The sequence below is a fragment of the Algoriphagus sp. genome (assembly GCF_039969895.1).
Lineage (GTDB): Bacteria > Bacteroidota > Bacteroidia > Cytophagales > Cyclobacteriaceae > Algoriphagus.
Map to the genome: position 1 here is coordinate 72,340 of NZ_JBDVMZ010000021.1, position 16,648 is coordinate 88,987.

At 41.6% G+C, this 16,648-nt stretch carries 12 protein-coding genes; 6 read left to right on the forward strand and 6 right to left on the reverse strand.

The genetic code is table 11. The features are described 5' to 3' along the window. Positions 1 to 154: 154 nt before the first annotated feature. From ABJH64_RS15050 to ABJH64_RS15070, 5 genes are all read right to left on the reverse strand, one after another. A complete protein-coding gene (locus ABJH64_RS15050; RefSeq protein ID WP_348276534.1) occupies positions 155 to 1,420 on the reverse strand; it encodes a sulfatase-like hydrolase/transferase in 1,266 nt (421 codons plus the stop codon). Between the two features lie 115 nt (positions 1,421 to 1,535). Continuing rightward, positions 1,536 to 3,251 (reverse strand): RagB/SusD family nutrient uptake outer membrane protein, encoded by a 1,716-nt coding sequence (locus ABJH64_RS15055; RefSeq protein ID WP_348276535.1) that lies wholly within the window; start codon positions 3,249 to 3,251, stop codon positions 1,536 to 1,538. Between the two features lie 14 nt (positions 3,252 to 3,265). Continuing rightward, positions 3,266 to 6,571, reverse strand: coding sequence for a TonB-dependent receptor (locus tag ABJH64_RS15060; protein WP_348299202.1), 3,306 nt, complete (start codon positions 6,569 to 6,571; stop codon positions 3,266 to 3,268). A 637-nt stretch (positions 6,572 to 7,208) separates the two neighbouring features. Continuing rightward, a complete protein-coding gene (locus ABJH64_RS15065) occupies positions 7,209 to 8,648 on the reverse strand; it encodes a sulfatase (protein WP_348276537.1) in 1,440 nt (479 codons plus the stop codon). Between the two features lie 4 nt (positions 8,649 to 8,652). Next, entirely contained in the window at positions 8,653 to 8,970 is a 318-nt protein-coding gene (locus tag ABJH64_RS15070) for a hypothetical protein (protein ID WP_348276538.1), read from the reverse strand. A 321-nt stretch (positions 8,971 to 9,291) separates the two neighbouring features. Between ABJH64_RS15070 and ABJH64_RS15075 the strand changes: the two genes are divergently transcribed. The 4 genes from ABJH64_RS15075 (at position 9,292) to ABJH64_RS15090 (ending at position 14,598) form a co-directional block, all read left to right on the forward strand. Continuing rightward, positions 9,292 to 10,914, forward strand: coding sequence for a sulfatase (locus ABJH64_RS15075; protein WP_348276539.1), 1,623 nt, complete (start codon positions 9,292 to 9,294; stop codon positions 10,912 to 10,914). A 246-nt stretch (positions 10,915 to 11,160) separates the two neighbouring features. Next, complete coding sequence (gene msrA / locus ABJH64_RS15080) at positions 11,161 to 11,661, forward strand: peptide-methionine (S)-S-oxide reductase MsrA (RefSeq protein WP_348276540.1); 501 nt, start codon at positions 11,161 to 11,163, stop codon at positions 11,659 to 11,661. A 264-nt stretch (positions 11,662 to 11,925) separates the two neighbouring features. Next, entirely contained in the window at positions 11,926 to 13,617 is a 1,692-nt protein-coding gene (locus ABJH64_RS15085) for a sulfatase (RefSeq protein ID WP_348276541.1), read from the forward strand. A gap of 747 nt (positions 13,618 to 14,364) precedes the next feature. Then, the gene (locus ABJH64_RS15090) at positions 14,365 to 14,598 is read left to right on the forward strand and encodes a hypothetical protein (protein WP_348276542.1); all 234 of its coding nucleotides are present in this window, start codon (positions 14,365 to 14,367) and stop codon (positions 14,596 to 14,598) included. Positions 14,599 to 14,985: 387 nt separating this feature from the next. Here the strand turns inward: ABJH64_RS15090 and ABJH64_RS15095 are convergent, their stop codons facing one another. Next, entirely contained in the window at positions 14,986 to 15,882 is an 897-nt protein-coding gene (locus ABJH64_RS15095; RefSeq protein ID WP_348276543.1) for a hypothetical protein, read from the reverse strand. A gap of 367 nt (positions 15,883 to 16,249) precedes the next feature. Between ABJH64_RS15095 and ABJH64_RS15100 the strand changes: the two genes are divergently transcribed. Together ABJH64_RS15100 and ABJH64_RS15105 are read left to right on the forward strand one after the other, a co-directional pair. Continuing rightward, positions 16,250 to 16,453 (forward strand): hypothetical protein, encoded by a 204-nt coding sequence (locus tag ABJH64_RS15100; RefSeq protein ID WP_348276544.1) that lies wholly within the window; start codon positions 16,250 to 16,252, stop codon positions 16,451 to 16,453. 9 nt (positions 16,454 to 16,462) lie between these two features. Continuing rightward, complete coding sequence (locus ABJH64_RS15105) at positions 16,463 to 16,636, forward strand: hypothetical protein (RefSeq protein WP_348276545.1); 174 nt, start codon at positions 16,463 to 16,465, stop codon at positions 16,634 to 16,636. Positions 16,637 to 16,648: the final 12 nt, after the last annotated feature.

Consider the following 16,648-nt stretch of genomic DNA (forward strand, 5'->3'; position numbering starts at 1 on the left):
CAGGAGGCAAACCAAACCAATCAAGTAACTATCCCCCTAAACTATAAAAAATAGTGCATAAGCACTAATTTTGTTCTATGAAAAGAGGGTAAACTTATACTTATTTGATCTAGTAAATGCAGGGGATAGGGCTGCAACCAGGTACCCTTTAAGACTAGTATTCAGCAGTGTCAAATCTGCTAAGCACGGCTTCTAACTTTGAGATCTTAATCTGAACAGATGCGGGTAAATTAATTTTTGAAATAGAATTTTGCTCCAATGGATCATCCAAAAGTGAATATATTCTTCCATCATCGTAAAGCTTCCATTCTTTGTCTTGCGCGTAGGTACTATTTTCAAAATTGCCCCAATTGGGCGCATAATAGGAATATATCCACTCACGCTTTTTAGAATTATCTCCTAGAAGTTGAGGATAAAAGCTTAGTCCATCTGAATTTGCAATTTCAGGATTAGTAAAGTGAGCAGTTTCTAGTAAGGTAGGTAGGAAGTCGGTAAAGTCGATCAGGTTATCATTTGTGCTTCCAGGCTTGATTTTGCCTTTCCAATTTGCAATAAATGGAACATGAGTTCCCGCTGTAGTGGTAAAACCCTTGTCACCTTTGATAGCTTTGCCAAACTGGGAAGTGGTCACTTTTCTATCGGTACCATTATCGCCCACGAAAAGTATCAAGGTTTTTTCCCTGATTCCAAGTTCTTCGGTCTTATCCACGATAGATCCAATAAGCTTGTCCATGTAGTTCACCATTTCTGCGAAATAGATAGGATCGTTAGTCTTGGATTTGGAATCAAAATCTTCAAATGCTGGGTTGTCTGGAGTTGGGACGAATGGATCATGAGTTATAGCCATTGGGTAGTAGATAAAGAACGGCTCACTTTTGTTCTTCTCCATGAACAGATTGACCTGCTCTGTAAAGAGATCTGGGCCATATTTCCCTTCATAAGTTTGAGTTCCCGCGTTGGAGCTAATCAAAGGATCTTTGTATCTACTTCCCAGCTGTTTGACTTGCCATAGAAAGTATTCATCAAATCCCGCCTCCTCAGGCAAAGCACCTATTTTGCCTCCTGCTAGCTTGTGTTGTCCAGCATTTCCATACAGCTGCCATTTTCCAGCAACGAAGGTATGATACCCCATTTCCTTCAGATAATCAGCAAAGGTAGGCTCTCCCTTTTTGAGCAAACCAAAACCTATGTAATTCCTGAAATTATACTTGCCTGTCATAATCTGCACTCTGGAAGGAGTGCAAAGTGGCATAGCGTAAGTCTGCGTGAAATTCATTCCTTCCTTAGCTAGCTTGTCCAGATTCGGAGTTTGATATTCATCTGCTCCGTTTATTCCTAATGTTTCAAAACCAAGATCGTCAGCCATAATCAGGATGATGTTTGGAGAAGCTCGCTTGATTTCCTGAGCTTTGAGGCTCATTACAACACAAAGATTGAGAAGAAATAAAAGGCGGAAGGAATAGCTTTTCATGATGGCTTAGTTGAAAAGGTTTAAACTAAAGAAGGAGAAGCAATTAGCTTCTCCTTCTATCAAATTACCAGTTTGGGTTTTGTTTAAGGTTTGGATTTAAGACAAGCTCGTCAGAAGGAATTGAGGTAAGGTAATCCTGATCTGGTCTGAATTTGTAGCCATTTGGCAACTGAGTTTGAAAATAGTCTGTCTGCCCATTTTCATCCAAAAGCGGGTTAAATCCGGGGAATTCCGAAGGAGCAAATGGATAACCTTTCGGTCTTTTTCCTATTATTAAGTTATGTGCCGCCCATCGTCTAAAGTCATCAGGTCTTTGGCCCTCTAGCGCTAGCTCCACTCTTCTTTCATTCCTGATGGCATAAAGAGCATCATCAATAGCATACCCGTAATCCAGTAGGTTGGCTCCATATTCCGACTGAGGAATAGCCTCAAATGCTGGCATCCCCACTCGGTCCCTTAAAGCATTCAGTGCATCGTATGCGATGGTTCCATCTAATTCATATTTAGCCTCAGCATAGTTTAGCAGGACTTCTCCATATCTGAAAAAGATTCTTCCTGTTTGGCTTAAGCCACCAAAGTCCGCTCCTGCTGCTGAGGAAAAAGGATTTGAGAATTTTTTCACCTGGAAGCCAGTAGCGGCAAGTTCTTCAGACCCACCATTTAAGAAAGGCTTGTCAAAGATTTGTCCAGAGCTTGCTACTCTTAAATCACCAGGTATCCATACCGTTGCCTTCAGCCTTGGGTCAGTGTCCTCAGCAATTTTCCGTAGGAAATCATTGCCTTTTGCAACTTGAGTCAGCCCAGTGTAATCATATGGCTTACCATCTTTGCCTAAATACGAGCTGATCAATGACCAGGTCAGGGACATATCTCTCGTACGTCGGGTTACATAAAATTGTAGCTCATGTCCAAGCTGCTCAGCAGTGCTTGCTATTCGGTAGAAAAGCACTTCATTGATCCCAGACATATTGTCTTTTCCGAATAGATCGTAATAATCTGACTCAGGTTTTCCGGTAGAATAGAGTCCTACATTGTATTCTCCATTCATGAGTTTTTCAGCCGCTATTACTGCTTCCTGAAAGTATTTGTCTGGGTCAGCGCCATTTGTGCCGAAGACAGTTCCTGCATGATATTTTTGCCAGGTTCCTTCATAAAGTGCCACTTGAGTTTTGAAAGCAAGAGCTGTTTCTTTATTGAGTTTGGCATTCCCGACACTTGCTCTGGTACCTAAGTACTGGAAGGCTAAGTCTAATTCAGCCAAAATAAAATCCGCTACTTCAGTCCTAGGATCCTGCTCTTTGTAAAGGTCTTCATCACCCGGTAATAACTGATTTACATAGATAGGTACGTCTCCATAAGTTTGTAACTTTTCATAGTAGAACCAAGCTCTGAAGAAATGTGCTTCACCTAAAAACTGGGAGTAAGCGCTCAAATCATCTTCGACATTTCCAAGGTTATCAAATAAAATATTGATACTTCTGATATCGGACCATTCATTAGTCCATTGTCCATTTCTCGGAGCCCTAGAGCCTTGGATCACAGCGTTTGGCACCGCTACAATTAGGTTGTCAGAACTTGTTTCAGATAATGGAAGATTAGCAGATCCGTGGGTAGGTAGCCCTGCATAATATTTCTTCACATAGTTTTCTATGTCATTGGCGGTTTTGAAATAATCGCCGACTGATATTTGATCCTCAGGCGCATTGTCGATAAAGGATTCACATCCAATAGTTCCGGCCAAAAGAATCAAGAGTCCAAATAGTGATATTGATTTTTTCATTGTCGTCGTCTTTATTAATAGGAAATTTGTACACCTACAGATATCATTCTATCTGCCCCATACGTTTTTCCGGCTCCCCATGAACTTCCTGTTGCTACTGGATCTATGCCTACCGGGATTTTAGAGAAAGTCACTAAATTCTCTCCTGTCACGTACAGTCTAAAATTGCTCAAGCGCATTTTGTCCAAAACCGGATCTGGGAGTGTGTATCCCAGTTGCAGATTCTGAAGTCTCAAATAGGCACCATTTTGCAAGTAGCGTGTACTCGTCAGGCGGTTTTTGTTATTTTGACCATCATTGATGTAAGGTCTAGGGAAGTAAGAGTTTAGGTTGATGTTGGCTTCTCCTTCGTAAAGTCCTGTGTACATATCACCTGGCGTATCTCTGAAGTAGTCCAAATGCTGTGGGAATATGGAGGATTGATTACCGGATCTAAAACCCCAGAAAATGTTGTCTCCTGAGTCAAAGGCAAGGTCCCTTTTGCCCACACCTCTCCAGATCATAGACAGATCAAAACCTTTAAAAGAAGCATTCAAGTTAAGCCCATACTGCCATCTCGGCGTACTGTTTCCTATGATGCTAAGGTCACCAGGATTATCCAGGGTGTTATCGCCATTGTCCACTTTTCCATCCCCATTGATATCCAGGTATTTAAGGTCGCCAGGATTCCACTTAAGGCCTGTTATGTCGGACAAGTCAACTTGCGAAGTATAAGAGTCCACTTCTTCTTGGCTTCTGTACAGATCGTGTGCAGTATATCCCCAGATTTCTCCCTGCTCTCTACCTTCGTACCAAGTGGATAGAACTCCATTTGGATTAAGGTATTCTGTCACGAAAGTACGGCTGTCAAAAATGTTAAAGCCTATGTTGAACGTCAGTCCGTTAGAAAGTGTCTGGCCATAGTTGAGCGTAGATTCCCATCCTCTTGTTCTAAGGGTAGCATTATTAGACTGTGGAACTGAAGCACCTAAAACTCCCGGTGCAGGATCCACAGGGCCGATCATATCAAATGTAGTTCTCTCAAACCAATCAAAGACGAACTTTAGACGATTGTCCAAAAAGCTCATATCAGCTCCTATGTCAATGGATCTTGCAGTTTCCCAAGTTAGGTCAGGGCTGACCAGTGAAGGCGTGCCGGCAAAACCAATAGGTCTAGTTCCTCCTTGGGAGAAAATCCAGTTGACAGCATTGCCCGAAAGCGGGATAAGTTGCAAATCCTGATATGGAGTGACATTTTGGTTTCCGAGCTCACCCCATGAACCACGAAGCTTGAAAGTATTCACGGCTTGGCTGATGCCTTGCCAGAACGCTTCCTTGTCGATATTCCATCCTACGGAGAAAGAAGGGAAAAAGCCCCATCTATTTCCTTCTCTAAATCTGGAAGTACCATCATAGCGAGCGTTCAACTCCAAGAGATATTTTTCATTGTAGTTGTAGTTAAATCTACTGAAATAGCCTTGGGTACTTACCGTAAGCAAGTTTTCGTCCATCTGAATCTCACCATCAGCAGTATTCAAAGAAGGGACAGTCGGTACAAGCAGGTTAGTCCTGAACCCGGAAAGATTTCTATTCTGAGTCTTCTCGAATTGAGTTCCTGCCATCAGTTTGAAATTGTGAGCATTATTTACCTGCAATTCATACGAGGTGTAAATATTGGAAGTCCAGTATAGATTGCTGTAGTGTGTTCTTCTGGTGTTACTTGGTACCGTATTTCCGCTTGGAATCACTGTGCCATCTACCAAATTGTCATAAACAGTAAGTTCATTGCTTCTATAGAAAATATCTGTGTTTTTCATCGCAAAGTCACCATGAATAGTCCATCCCTCCGTAGGTCTCAGATCTGTGGCCAGGGTGTGCCAGTTTTCCGTAGTCTCCGTGATATCAGTACCTGCATCATTTACCCAAGGGATTTTGGACTGAATCATAATATTCCCAAAACCATCATACAGCGCATTGGTCGGCATCGTTCGGGCGATCTGATGGAAAATTAAATCATAACTCCCCTGACGATCCATGTTTGGAATCTCTCTAATCTGCTTTGAGAATCTTGGCTGGTAGGTGAAATCCCAATTCTTTGTAATAGATGTGGTGATTTTACCCATGATATTATAGCGGTCAAATGTATCAGTACCGTAATTCAATACACCAGATTGACCATAAAGTCCCGCCGAGAAGTAATAGGATGTATTATCAGAACCTCCGGACAAGCTTAAATCATGTTTCTGGATCATTCCTTTACCGAAATACTCATCAAACCATTCTCGGTTGGCATTACCGTTTTGGTTAAAGCCCCACTGATTGAGGTTGTTAGGAAGAGGAGTGGTTTCGAAAAAGGTAGCGTCAGCAGGGAAGTTGGCATTGCCTCTAATAAAGTCAAAATCCCCTCGCTGAAATGCAAGAATATTGTCTATTGTACGATTTGGGAAAAATCTGCCTCCTGCGCCAAATACTCCTGCTTCATTAATCACCTTGGCATGATCATAAGAGTTAATCATGGAAGGTAGATTTTGTGGAGAAGCTACGCCAATACTTCCAGAGTAACTTGCTTTTAACTTTCCTCTACCTGATTTTGTGGTGATCACAATCACACCATAGGGTGCTCGTGCTCCGAAAATGGCAGATGCCGCGGCATCCTTCAATACAGAGATGGACTCAATATCGTTGGGATTTAAACGATCCATATCACCGGGAATACCATCGATGACTACATAAGGAGATCCACCATTGAGCGATCCCATGCCTCTGATCTGAATGTTCATTTCTGCACCTGGTTGAAAGCCAAAGTTCCCTGTACTGAATGTCAAGCCTGGGGAAGTTCCCTGTAGCAATTGAGATACAGAAGGAGATGGGCGATCTGCCAATACTTTGCCTTCTACTACATCTACAGCACCGGTTAGGTTGGTCACTTTTTGTGTGCCATAGCCTACTACCACTACTTCATTGAGAGAAGAGATATCCTCCTCCATGACCAAATCTATGACGGTTCTGTTTCCTACCGTGACTTCTTGGGATTGGTAGCCAATATAACTGAATGCTAAAACTGCTTCTGGTCCAGAAACTTTGATAGAGTACTTTCCATCAGAATCAGTTACAGTACCTGTAGCGGTACCTTTTACAAGGATAGTTAACCCTGGAAGGGAAAGACCATCTGAGTCTATTACAGTTCCGGTTACTGTAAGTGGGGCTGTTTGGGCAACCGTTAATCCTGAAGTGATCAGGAATAAGAACAGTAGGCTGCCAAGGAGCAAGTTACCAAAGCCGTTTTTGCTTTCCGGCCTACAGCTGATACTGTTCGGGGTTGTTGTTGTAGAGTTTCTCATACGCACAGGATTAGAAATGAATTGTAAAATCGGCTGGAATAGCCATTGTCTCAAAGTATATCTTACTAAGTACCGGTAAGTTAAATTAAAATAGTGCAGATGTCCTATTAATTCTTGAAAAAAATAGGCCTTTTGGACCAAAAAAAGATAAAACATTGGAATAAGGGCCGCTTTTTGTCGGTTCTTTTGTTGAAAGTGTCCCTGAAGAAATTATTTTTTAGATGGCTCAGTTGGTATCGAAGTCTTATTTTCCTGCCAAATTAACTTTGACGAGTCTTTGTGATTAACTCGTAAGCTTACCTCTTCTGATTGGTTAATGCTCTTGTCTGCAACTGGGAGTACGGGTAGAGATTTTTGAGTCCACTGCTTGATAAAAATGTACAGGGTGGGACAGTTGAAAAGTCAGCTTGTAAATCAAGCGGGATAAAAATGACAAAAGATTCATCCTCAGCTTTTACCCAGAATTCACAGCAGGCATTCACCACCGCAGCCAGGCCTAGTTGCACCACGCCTTTAGGTGGACCGAGCTAGTGGAAGTTGGGATCATCAGCCATTTTCTTAAAAGTGATTCCAAAATCTGACATCACCTTATAGATTTCCTTTTTATCCAAGGATGGAAGATGTTATTATGCTTTAATCACTTGTCGTAGGTTATGCCCAGATCGTTTGTTCTGACTTCTTTAAGTTTTTGAGCTAGTTTCTTTTGCAAATCAGCCACCACAGTACGGTACTCAGGGTTCATCGCCAGATTCGTGAATTGCTGCGGATCATTTTTCATGTCGTAAAGTTCCATACCTGAACCTGCATCCTCATCGTATTGGATGTAAGCATATTCGTCAGTTCTGATCAAAAATGATTTCCCTCCCTGCGTCACTGAGAAAGCAAAGTCACGGACTTTCTTCTTTGGATTTTTCAATACTGGCGTCAGGCTTTTCCCTTGGATTTCTTTGGGGTAGTCCAAGCCAGCGAGTTCGGCAAGCGTAGGGTAGAGGTCGATCAATTCCACAAAGGAATTGGCAACTTGGGCTTTTTTGCCTGGGATTTTGATCATCATCGGCACTTGGACTGACTCGTCCATCAGACTCACCTTCATCCAGAATTCATGCTCATCGAGTAGGAATCCATGGTCAGAAGTGAAGACCACGATCGTTTGGTCTTCTAGCCCTTCGTCCTTAAGCGTCTTCAGCACCTTGCCCACCTGCGCATCCATGTAGGAAACCGAAGCGTAATACGCAGCGATTGCTTTCTGCTTCTGGACATCGTTCATTTCCGCGTTGACGCTGGTCACGTAATTGATTCCACGTGTTGGAATGTCGTCCCAGTCATTTTCTTGCTGCTTTGGTAGTTTGATTCCTTCGTATGGAAAAGGCTCGAAATATTTGGCTGGTGCCACAAAAGGTACATGCGGCCGTACAAATCCCACCGCCAAAAAGAAGGGTTTGTCCTTGTGCGTACGGATAAGTTCAGAGGCTTTTTCAGCTGTTTTGCCATCGGAATGGGCTAGATCATCGCCGCTTGCTTTGACAATAGTCATCACGTTGCCGCCTTTTCTTTCTATGTTTCCATCCGGATTATTTTGCACCAATTCCGCTTCACCTGCCGCTTGCCACTCAGGTCCTTGGGAGTTGAATTTCTCCGTCCAGGATGCCGGATCATCTTTTCCATCCGAACCTGTCTCTATATCAATCGGGACTCCCATGTGATAGATTTTACTCACTCGCGCAGTGTAATAGCCGTTTTGTTTGAACAGCTCAGTCATAGATGGTCTATCCGGGCCGACTTCCTCTCGCCCGCTGACGTATCCATAGGTTTGCGTCGCATTGGGATAGTAGCCAAACATAAAGGAGGCACGAGATGGGCCACAAACCGGGTATTGTGAATATGCGCGGGTAAAAACCGTACTCTCTTTCGCCAATTGATCTGTAGAAGGGGTGTGCGCAGACTCATTTCCATAGCTACCTAATGCCGTCGTAGTCAGATCATCGGATATGATGAATAGCACGTTCGGCTTCTTCTTTTGCTGAGAAAAAGCAATAGCAGAATGAAATAGGAAAAGAATTATAAGTAGTTGCTTCATTGTTTTAGGATGTTTTTTCAAAGGACACTCCTCCATCTTGAGAGGAGAGATGCACTATTTCTACGAGCTTCATTGGCTGAAAAGCATAGGCAGTATTGTTGAAAATAGAAATACCTGAATCTGCTAAGTCCACCAAACGGACAGTTGTGTTAGTGAATGCAAAAAGTGAGATGCCAATCACAGGCTCCGTAATAGATCTTCCTCCGAGGATATAGACTTGACTTGATTTTCTTGTTTTGGCAGAAAACCACAGACCTATAAGGATTATCGCCAAGAGGTAAGTAAGTAAGATGACTAAGTCTATGGAGCTGATTGATGTCATTTCGATAGGATAATTCTAACTGAAAAGTAGGCGGAAAAAACTGCACTGCTCAGAATTTCGCTACTAACATATCGAAATTAGGGCTGCGGGACTAATTTTGTCTGATTTATTTTGTTTATTCATGCCATGATCTGCTAAGAGCGAGAAGTTGCCGGAATATTTCGTGTCTTATTCATGAATTTCAAAGTTGAAATTTCGGAAGGAGAGATGGGCATCGCTTTCAGTATCAGCGAGTAATCTGCTAGATTAAATTCACAACTTCTGCTTTAAAGCAATAACCTCTAAATTGGGACTTTATAAAAAAAATAATTTATGTCTGGAATGAAGAACTGTTTTCTCTATTTAGTCGCATGTATCGCTACGATGGCTTGCAGCAGTACGGATGCACAAAAGCCAACAGAGCGGCCAAATATCATTTTTATCATGGCCGATGATCATGCCTATCAAGCTATTAGCGCTTACGGAGAGGGGTTGAATGAGACGCCAAACATAGATCGAATAGCTAAGGAAGGGGCTATTTTCACCCGCGCCACCGTCACCAATTCTATCTGCGCGCCTAGCCGGGCGGTATTGTTGACGGGCAAACACAGCTTCCTGAACGGCAAAGTGGATAATATTCAGCCCTTTGATTGGGATCAGGATAATTTTCCGAAGCTGATGCAAGCAAATGGTTATGCTACAGCGTTGATCGGGAAAATTCATCTGGATGGACAGCCACAGGGATTTGATTACTCCATTGTTTTGCCTGGGCAGGGCCATTATTACAATCCTGACTTTTTGATCAATGGGGAAACGAAGAGAATCGAAGGCTATGTCACCGATATCACAACTGACTTGGCTTTGGATTGGCTAGAAAATGGCCGAGATAAAGAAAAGCCTTTCGTGATGCTTTATCATCAGAAAGCTCCGCACCGAAACTGGAAGCCCGCTCCTGAGTATTTGACGCTTTACGATGACAAGGAATTTACCCCACCTGCGAATTTCTTTGACCATGAAACCAACTACCAAGGAAGAGGGACTGCTGCCAAAGAGCAGACGATGGAAATCGATGAAATAATGCGTTGGGGACGTGATTTGATGCTGGAAGTGAATCCTAATGGAGATAGCACAGGCTTGAAAGGAGATCTTAAACGCTTTAATCCTGAGCAGTTGAAGGCTTGGAGAGAAGCATACGATCCAAAGAATGCAGCATTTCTCAAAGCCTATGGGCAACTAAATGAGAATACGCTTACGCTGGAGAAGAAGCGTGAGATCGCGATTTGGAAATACAACCGCTACATCAAAAACTACCTGCGGACGATCAAATCAGTCGATGATGGAGTAGGTGAGGTGCTGGATTATTTGGAAGCAAATGGCTTGGCCGAAAACACAATTGTAGTTTATACCTCTGATCAAGGTTTCTACTTGGGAGAGCATGGCTGGTTTGACAAGAGATTTATGTACGAGGAGTCATTCCGCACACCACTGTTGGTGAAATATCCGAAGGAAATCAAGCCCGGGACTTCTATCAAAAGTTTGGTTCAAAACCTTGATTTTGCGCCTACATTCCTAGATTATGCTGGTATTGAAATTCCAAAGGAAATGCAAGGCGATTCTTTCAGAAAACTTGTCAGCGGAGAAAGTAATGAGTGGAGAGATGCTGTTTATTACACCTATTATGAATATCCAGCCGAGCACAGCGTGAAGCGCCACAACGGAGTATCTACCGATCGATACAAGTTGATTCACTTTTACTACGATGTGGACGAGTGGGAATTGTATGATTTGGAAAAAGACCCTAGGGAAATGAATAGCGTCTATGACGATCCTGCCTATGCTGAAGTGCGGGAGATGATGCACAAGAAATTCGAAGAAGTGCGGATGAAATATGGCGACAGCGATGCGAACGATAAGCGGTTTTTGGATGAATATATGGAGGTTTACAATAAGAGAAATGGGAAGTGATTATCTAAGCGATGACAGTTGTCTTTATTAGTAGCTTATAAGGCGGGAAGACAGAAGACTGCAGTAGCCTCAATCTAAGAGTCAAACTTAAACGCGATTGGTTTAGATTTTTACTGCCAAATGCGGGGAATTATGAAATAAGTCAATTGGATCTAGTATGTTACACTTTAGGTATCTTTCCAGTTGGCTAGGAGGAAAAGAATCAAAGTGCCGGGCCTTCTCTTACTTTAAAAAAATTGAAATAAAATGAGCAATTATAAAAAAGCATATATCGCAGGGGGATGCTTCTGGGGGATGGAGGATCTCTTCAGGACACGTCCAGGAATAATGGATTCAGAAGTTGGGTATCAAGGAGGGGAAAATGAAAACCCTACTTACAGAAATCATCCCGGACATGCCGAGAGCATAGAACTGACTTACGATCCTTCGGTGACTTCCTTTAAGGAAATTCTGGACTTTTTCTTCAGAGTGCACGATCCTACCACCGTGGATCAACAAGGTAACGATAGGGGATCTAGCTACCGCTCGGCTATTTTCTACCAAAACGAGGAGGAAAAGAAAGAAGCCCAAGAAATGATAGCCTTGGTAAATGAGTCTGGAAGGTGGCCAGGTAAAGTCGTGACTACCTTAGAGCCATTTACACCATTTTGGGTAGCTGAGGACTACCATCAAAATTATTTAGTAAAAAACCCGAATGGATATACCTGTCATTTCTTGAGGTTTGAGAAGCCATTTCTTGAGGGATGAAGGAGGTTTGATGTCGGGTGACGAGAGACGGGAGACGGGAGACCGAAGTGGGCTGAATGTCCTGAAGATAATTGGGATTGACCCGAACTGATGATGATTCTAGGTCTTTTACTACCAGAGTGAAAATAAAAGGAAATGAAAAGAAGTAAGAGCTTTAGCTAATGCCGCATCGGTCATCGCTCACCTAACATCAGGCTAACCAAAGAAAGTGCTGCAACTGACATCTTTAAAGACAAATAGTTATACCTAAAAAACCACCATAACATGAAGCATATTTTAAAATCCATTTTCCTTGGCTCCTTGGCAGTTTTTGCTTTTTCCTGCAAGACAGAAGAAGCGGCCAAGACAAGCGATCGGCCGAATATCATTTTCATCATGTCCGATGATCATGCCTATCAGGCGATTTCTGCTTATGATAATACGCTGATCGAAACTCCTAATATTGATAGAATTGCAAAAATGGGTATGCTTTTCACGAATGCCTCAGTTACCAATTCGATCTGTGCGCCTTCACGCGCAACCATCCTAACGGGAAAGCACTCGCATATCAATGGCAAAGTCGATAATCATTTTCCTTTCGATACTACAAATGTCACTTTTCCTCAGATCCTTCATGATGCAGGCTACCAGACAGCGATGTTTGGTAAGCTTCACTTTGGCAACAGTCCAAAAGGCTTTGACCAGTTTAAGATTTTACCAGGTCAGGGAGCGTATTACAATCCTGATTTCATCACCAAAAACGAGGGTAACATCAAGGTAGAGGGTTATGTGACGGATATCATCACAGACATGACCTTGGATTGGTTACAAAATGAGCGCAAAGCTGATCAGCCTTTTATGCTGATGTATTTGCACAAAGCCCCACACCGTGAGTGGCTTCCTGCTGAGCGCCATGTGGAGGAATTTACCAACAGAACTTTCAAGGAGCCAGCGACCTTGTTCGATGATTACTCTGGAAGAGGAAGAGCTGCTCACGAAGCGGAAATGAACTTGCTGACCGATATGCACTGGTCTGGGGATTCAAAGGTTTATCCGGATGTGATGGATGAATTGGGCATTCCTGAAAACTCAAATTGGGATAAAGGAGCCTTTGAGCGGGAAGTAGGAAGAATGAATGAGTCGCAGCGTGCAAACTGGGACAAGGCATATATGAAAGTCAATGAAGACTTCAAGAAAGCTTATCCAACCATGACCGAGGAAGATAAGATGAAGTGGAGGTATCAGCGCTACATGCAGGATTATCTAGGTACGATCAAAGCAGTGGATGAGAATGTGGGCCGCGTGTTGGATTACTTGGAAGCAAATGATTTGATGGAAAATACGATCATCGTCTATACTTCTGATCAGGGTTTTTACCTTGGCGAGCACGGCTGGTTTGACAAGCGCTTTGTATATAATGAGTCTTTCAAAACACCTTTATTGATGGCTTGGCCTGGAAAAGTAAAAGGAGGGACAAAATCTGATGAGATGGTTCAGAATCTTGATTTCGCACAGACTTTCCTAGCTGCCGCTGGGATCGAAGCGCCATCTGATATGCAGGGTGAAAGCTTACTGCCATTGCTGATGGGTGAAACTGACAAATGGACGCGCGATGCGGTTTACTATCACTATTACGAATATCCATCTGTGCATATGGTGAAGCGTCACTACGCGATCATTACTAAGGAGTATAAATTGGTGCACTACTACTTTGACAATGACGAGTGGGAATTGATCGATAGAAAGAAGGATCCAAATGAAATGACCAATGTCTATGATGATCCTGCTTATGCTGAAATTCAGGCTGAGCTTCATAAGCAGCTGGACGGTTTGCGAGAGAAATATGGAGACAGTTCAGAGCTAAGTCAGAAATACATTGATATGTATCTGGATGATCTTCAAGGCAGACAAGGTTTCTTTGGTGCAAAAGACACCAACTTGATCGATAAGATCTTTGAAGATAGAAAGAAAAAGTAAGGTTACGTTTTACCTATCATAAAGAGCCTCAGCAGATTCGTTTGCTGAGGCTTTTGTTTTTTTAACCGCAGTTTACGCAAAGTTCACGCAAAGGGTGCAAGTTGCTGAACTCGTTCGTGAGACGCGAACGAGGGCGGAGGGAGATAATTCTATAAAAATCTAAAACTCGTTCTAAGAGAAGGGTTCGTTTGTAGAATCTGAAATCGTGCGTGAAAGATGGCGGTGAGGGACGATTCGACTGTAGCATCAATAATCGTTGGTGAGACACGAAGGTAGGCACTGAACGTCCGAAAAAGATCCGAAGGATTGAAACGATTCATAACCCTCGGCAAAGCCGGGGGTATAGGAAAAGCAAATGCCTATAGCCCTGAAAGGGTGAAACTCTATGTTCTGCCTTTTCAGGGCTATAGTATATGAGTTTGTCAACTTCCCTGCACTACTTACAGAGTTCTCCCACGGGGGACAGGTATAAATGGTTTGGCACCCCCGTATAGTAATCGGGATCGAAGCCTATGCAGTTAATTTAATCGCTGAGAGCACCAAGTTCGCGCAAAGGGCGCTAGTCGCAATAAACCATTCGTGAGACACGAACGGAGGCGTTGAGCTTTTTATGTTTTCATTTTTATAAAAAAAGCTCTTGCGAAAACTCTGCGTCCTTGGCGCCTCCTGCGCTAAAAACCACTTTTTAATAAAATCTATTTTTTTAGCCATTTGAGCTTCCTAATTTGAGGGTAAACCCTCAAACCCATGAATAACCTGCATCAACCCTACGCCATCTCTCCTGAGGCAAAAGCTTTTTACCAGGAAAATAACTTTATCAAGCTCAAGCAGGTGCTTAGTCCAGAGGAAGTCGCGCATTTCAATGAAGTGATTTCAGCTGAAGTTCAGCGGAAAAACACGCAGGAAAGACCACTAGAAGAGCGCGATAGCTACAGCAAAGCATTCTTGCAGATTTTCAATCTCTGGACGGAAAGCGTGTAAGTGAAAAAGCTGGTGATGAGTAAGCGCCTTGCTCAGATTACTGTGGATTTGATGGGCTATGAAAAAGTGGACTATATAGCTATGGATGTGTCATGATAAAGAGAATAGCTTATGATAAATACTCCTAAGACAATATTTTATTATCTTAGGAGCATTTATAAGAGATGTCTGACAATAAGAGTATTTTTTCTATGTTGAAGGTGCCTTATTCAAATAAATTTCTAAAATAAATTACCAAATCATATATCTTTTCTTTTGTAATTGTTATTTTAGAAAAATAACCACCATAAATTATTGCAGGTAATAAATATAATGGGGGTAAGTATTTTTTTAGAAATAACATTACAATAATGCTTAAAAAAAAATATATAATTAACTTGATTTTTATTATTCTAGCCATATTGAAACTATCCCTTCTGCCGCTGCAGTTATTGCCGAAGCAGTAACTGCAGATGCTAAACCTGTTGCTGAACCACCAACGAAACCTCCTAACACCGCTCCTATTCCTGCACCTATTCCTGCAGTTGATACTCCCAAAGCTAAACCACCTGCAACCATTCCTGTGGTTACACCTGAAGGAAATCCATATCCAAATGCAACTAGGTCCGCTACAGCAACATTATGCCAATCAATTTGGCTTTGAATTAAGTTGTGAGTCCCAATAGGAATAAATTTCACGTTGTATTTTTTAAACCACTTCTCACCTTTCTCAGTATTCCAATATTCTATTGAATCCTTAGATATGCTTGTCATGCCTAAAATATAAATGATTTCATTTTCGTTGAGCTCGAGTAAAGCTTGTTTTTCGATTTCTAATATATTTTTAATTATAATGTCAAAAGTATTTCTTGTGTCTTTAATTTCATTTTTAATAAGGGAAACATATTTTTGTTGATTCAAAGTTAAGTTACGACTCTGTAACATTTGGTTAAAACTCATTTTTTCAGAGTTTTCTATAATATCTTTCAGAGCATTTATATGTTCTAGGCTGGTTAAATTATTTGGATCATCCGGGGTTTTCTTTGTATTATTATTAATATTAAATACATAGTTTATACAATAGTCATTAATTTTTCTGTAATTTACTGACTTATTCGTATTTATCACGTTTTGGAAAATACTGTCCAATGCATTATTATGCTCCTTACCAAAAAAATCTAAAGGTTCTGGGGTGAGGATAAGTAATTGTTTGTTAGAATCCGTTGGAGTTAATGGAATTTCATCACTGCAACTGAAAAATGTAAAGGAAAAGATTCCAAGGAGAACAAATTTTAAGGGTTTCATAGGATAATAGAGTTAAAGTGAAAAGAATTTAAGTTAAAAGTTTGTTTTATTATTAGTATGTCAATATGGCAACTTAGACCTCTAAGAATTGATTTAAGCATCGAATTTAAGATATGATATTTCAACCCTTACTTCTTCTTAGAAAGAAAATTGAATTTGGTTGAAAATTTTATTAAAAGTAAAATAATTTCATGAAAAAATTTATTTTTCTTTGGTTAAGGTTTTTTTATAGCTTTTGAAATTTTGATTTTCGTATTACATGGTAGGGATTAAAGTCCTATTTTCAATTGATCAAGGTGCTTTCATATCTATTGATTAAATTGTTTTGAATTTGAGCTTCCTAATTTGAGTAAAAATCCCCAAACCCATGAATAACCTGCATCAACCCAACGCCATCTCTCCTGAGGCAAAAGCTTTTTACCAGGAAAATAACTTCATCAAACTCAAGCAGGTGCAAAGTCCAGAAGAAGTAGCGCATTTCAATGAAGTGATTTCAGCTGAAGTTCAGCGGAAAAACACGCAGGATAAACCCATGGATGAACGGGACACTTACAGCAAGGCATTCTTGTAGATTTTCAATTTGTGGACAGAATCTGAGGAAGTCAAAAAGGTGGTACTTACCAAACGACTAGCGCAAATCGCTGCGGATCTAATGGGCTGTGAGCAAGTGAGGATATACCACGATCTGGCCTTATTCAAAGAAGCAGGTGGAGGATTACTCCTTGGCATGCGGATCAGTATTACTGGCCGATAGATACCGATAATA

Bases quoted from the DNA above. Each gene is read 5' to 3' on its own strand.
- msrA (WP_348276540.1), top strand. From the start codon at position 11,161: ATGAGCAATTATAAAAAAGCATATATCGCAGGGGGATGCTTCTGGGGG.
- ABJH64_RS15095 (WP_348276543.1), bottom strand. From the start codon at position 15,882: ATGAAACCCTTAAAATTTGTTCTCCTTGGAATCTTTTCCTTTACATTT.
- ABJH64_RS15070 (WP_348276538.1), bottom strand. From the start codon at position 8,970: ATGACATCAATCAGCTCCATAGACTTAGTCATCTTACTTACTTACCTC.
- ABJH64_RS15055 (WP_348276535.1), bottom strand. From the start codon at position 3,251: ATGAAAAAATCAATATCACTATTTGGACTCTTGATTCTTTTGGCCGGA.
- ABJH64_RS15085 (WP_348276541.1), top strand. From the start codon at position 11,926: ATGAAGCATATTTTAAAATCCATTTTCCTTGGCTCCTTGGCAGTTTTT.
- ABJH64_RS15100 (WP_348276544.1), top strand. From the start codon at position 16,250: ATGAATAACCTGCATCAACCCAACGCCATCTCTCCTGAGGCAAAAGCT.
- ABJH64_RS15075 (WP_348276539.1), top strand. From the start codon at position 9,292: ATGAAGAACTGTTTTCTCTATTTAGTCGCATGTATCGCTACGATGGCT.
- ABJH64_RS15060 (WP_348299202.1), bottom strand. From the start codon at position 6,571: ATGAGAAACTCTACAACAACAACCCCGAACAGTATCAGCTGTAGGCCG.
- ABJH64_RS15065 (WP_348276537.1), bottom strand. From the start codon at position 8,648: ATGAAGCAACTACTTATAATTCTTTTCCTATTTCATTCTGCTATTGCT.
- ABJH64_RS15050 (WP_348276534.1), bottom strand. From the start codon at position 1,420: ATGAGCCTCAAAGCTCAGGAAATCAAGCGAGCTTCTCCAAACATCATC.
- ABJH64_RS15090 (WP_348276542.1), top strand. From the start codon at position 14,365: ATGAATAACCTGCATCAACCCTACGCCATCTCTCCTGAGGCAAAAGCT.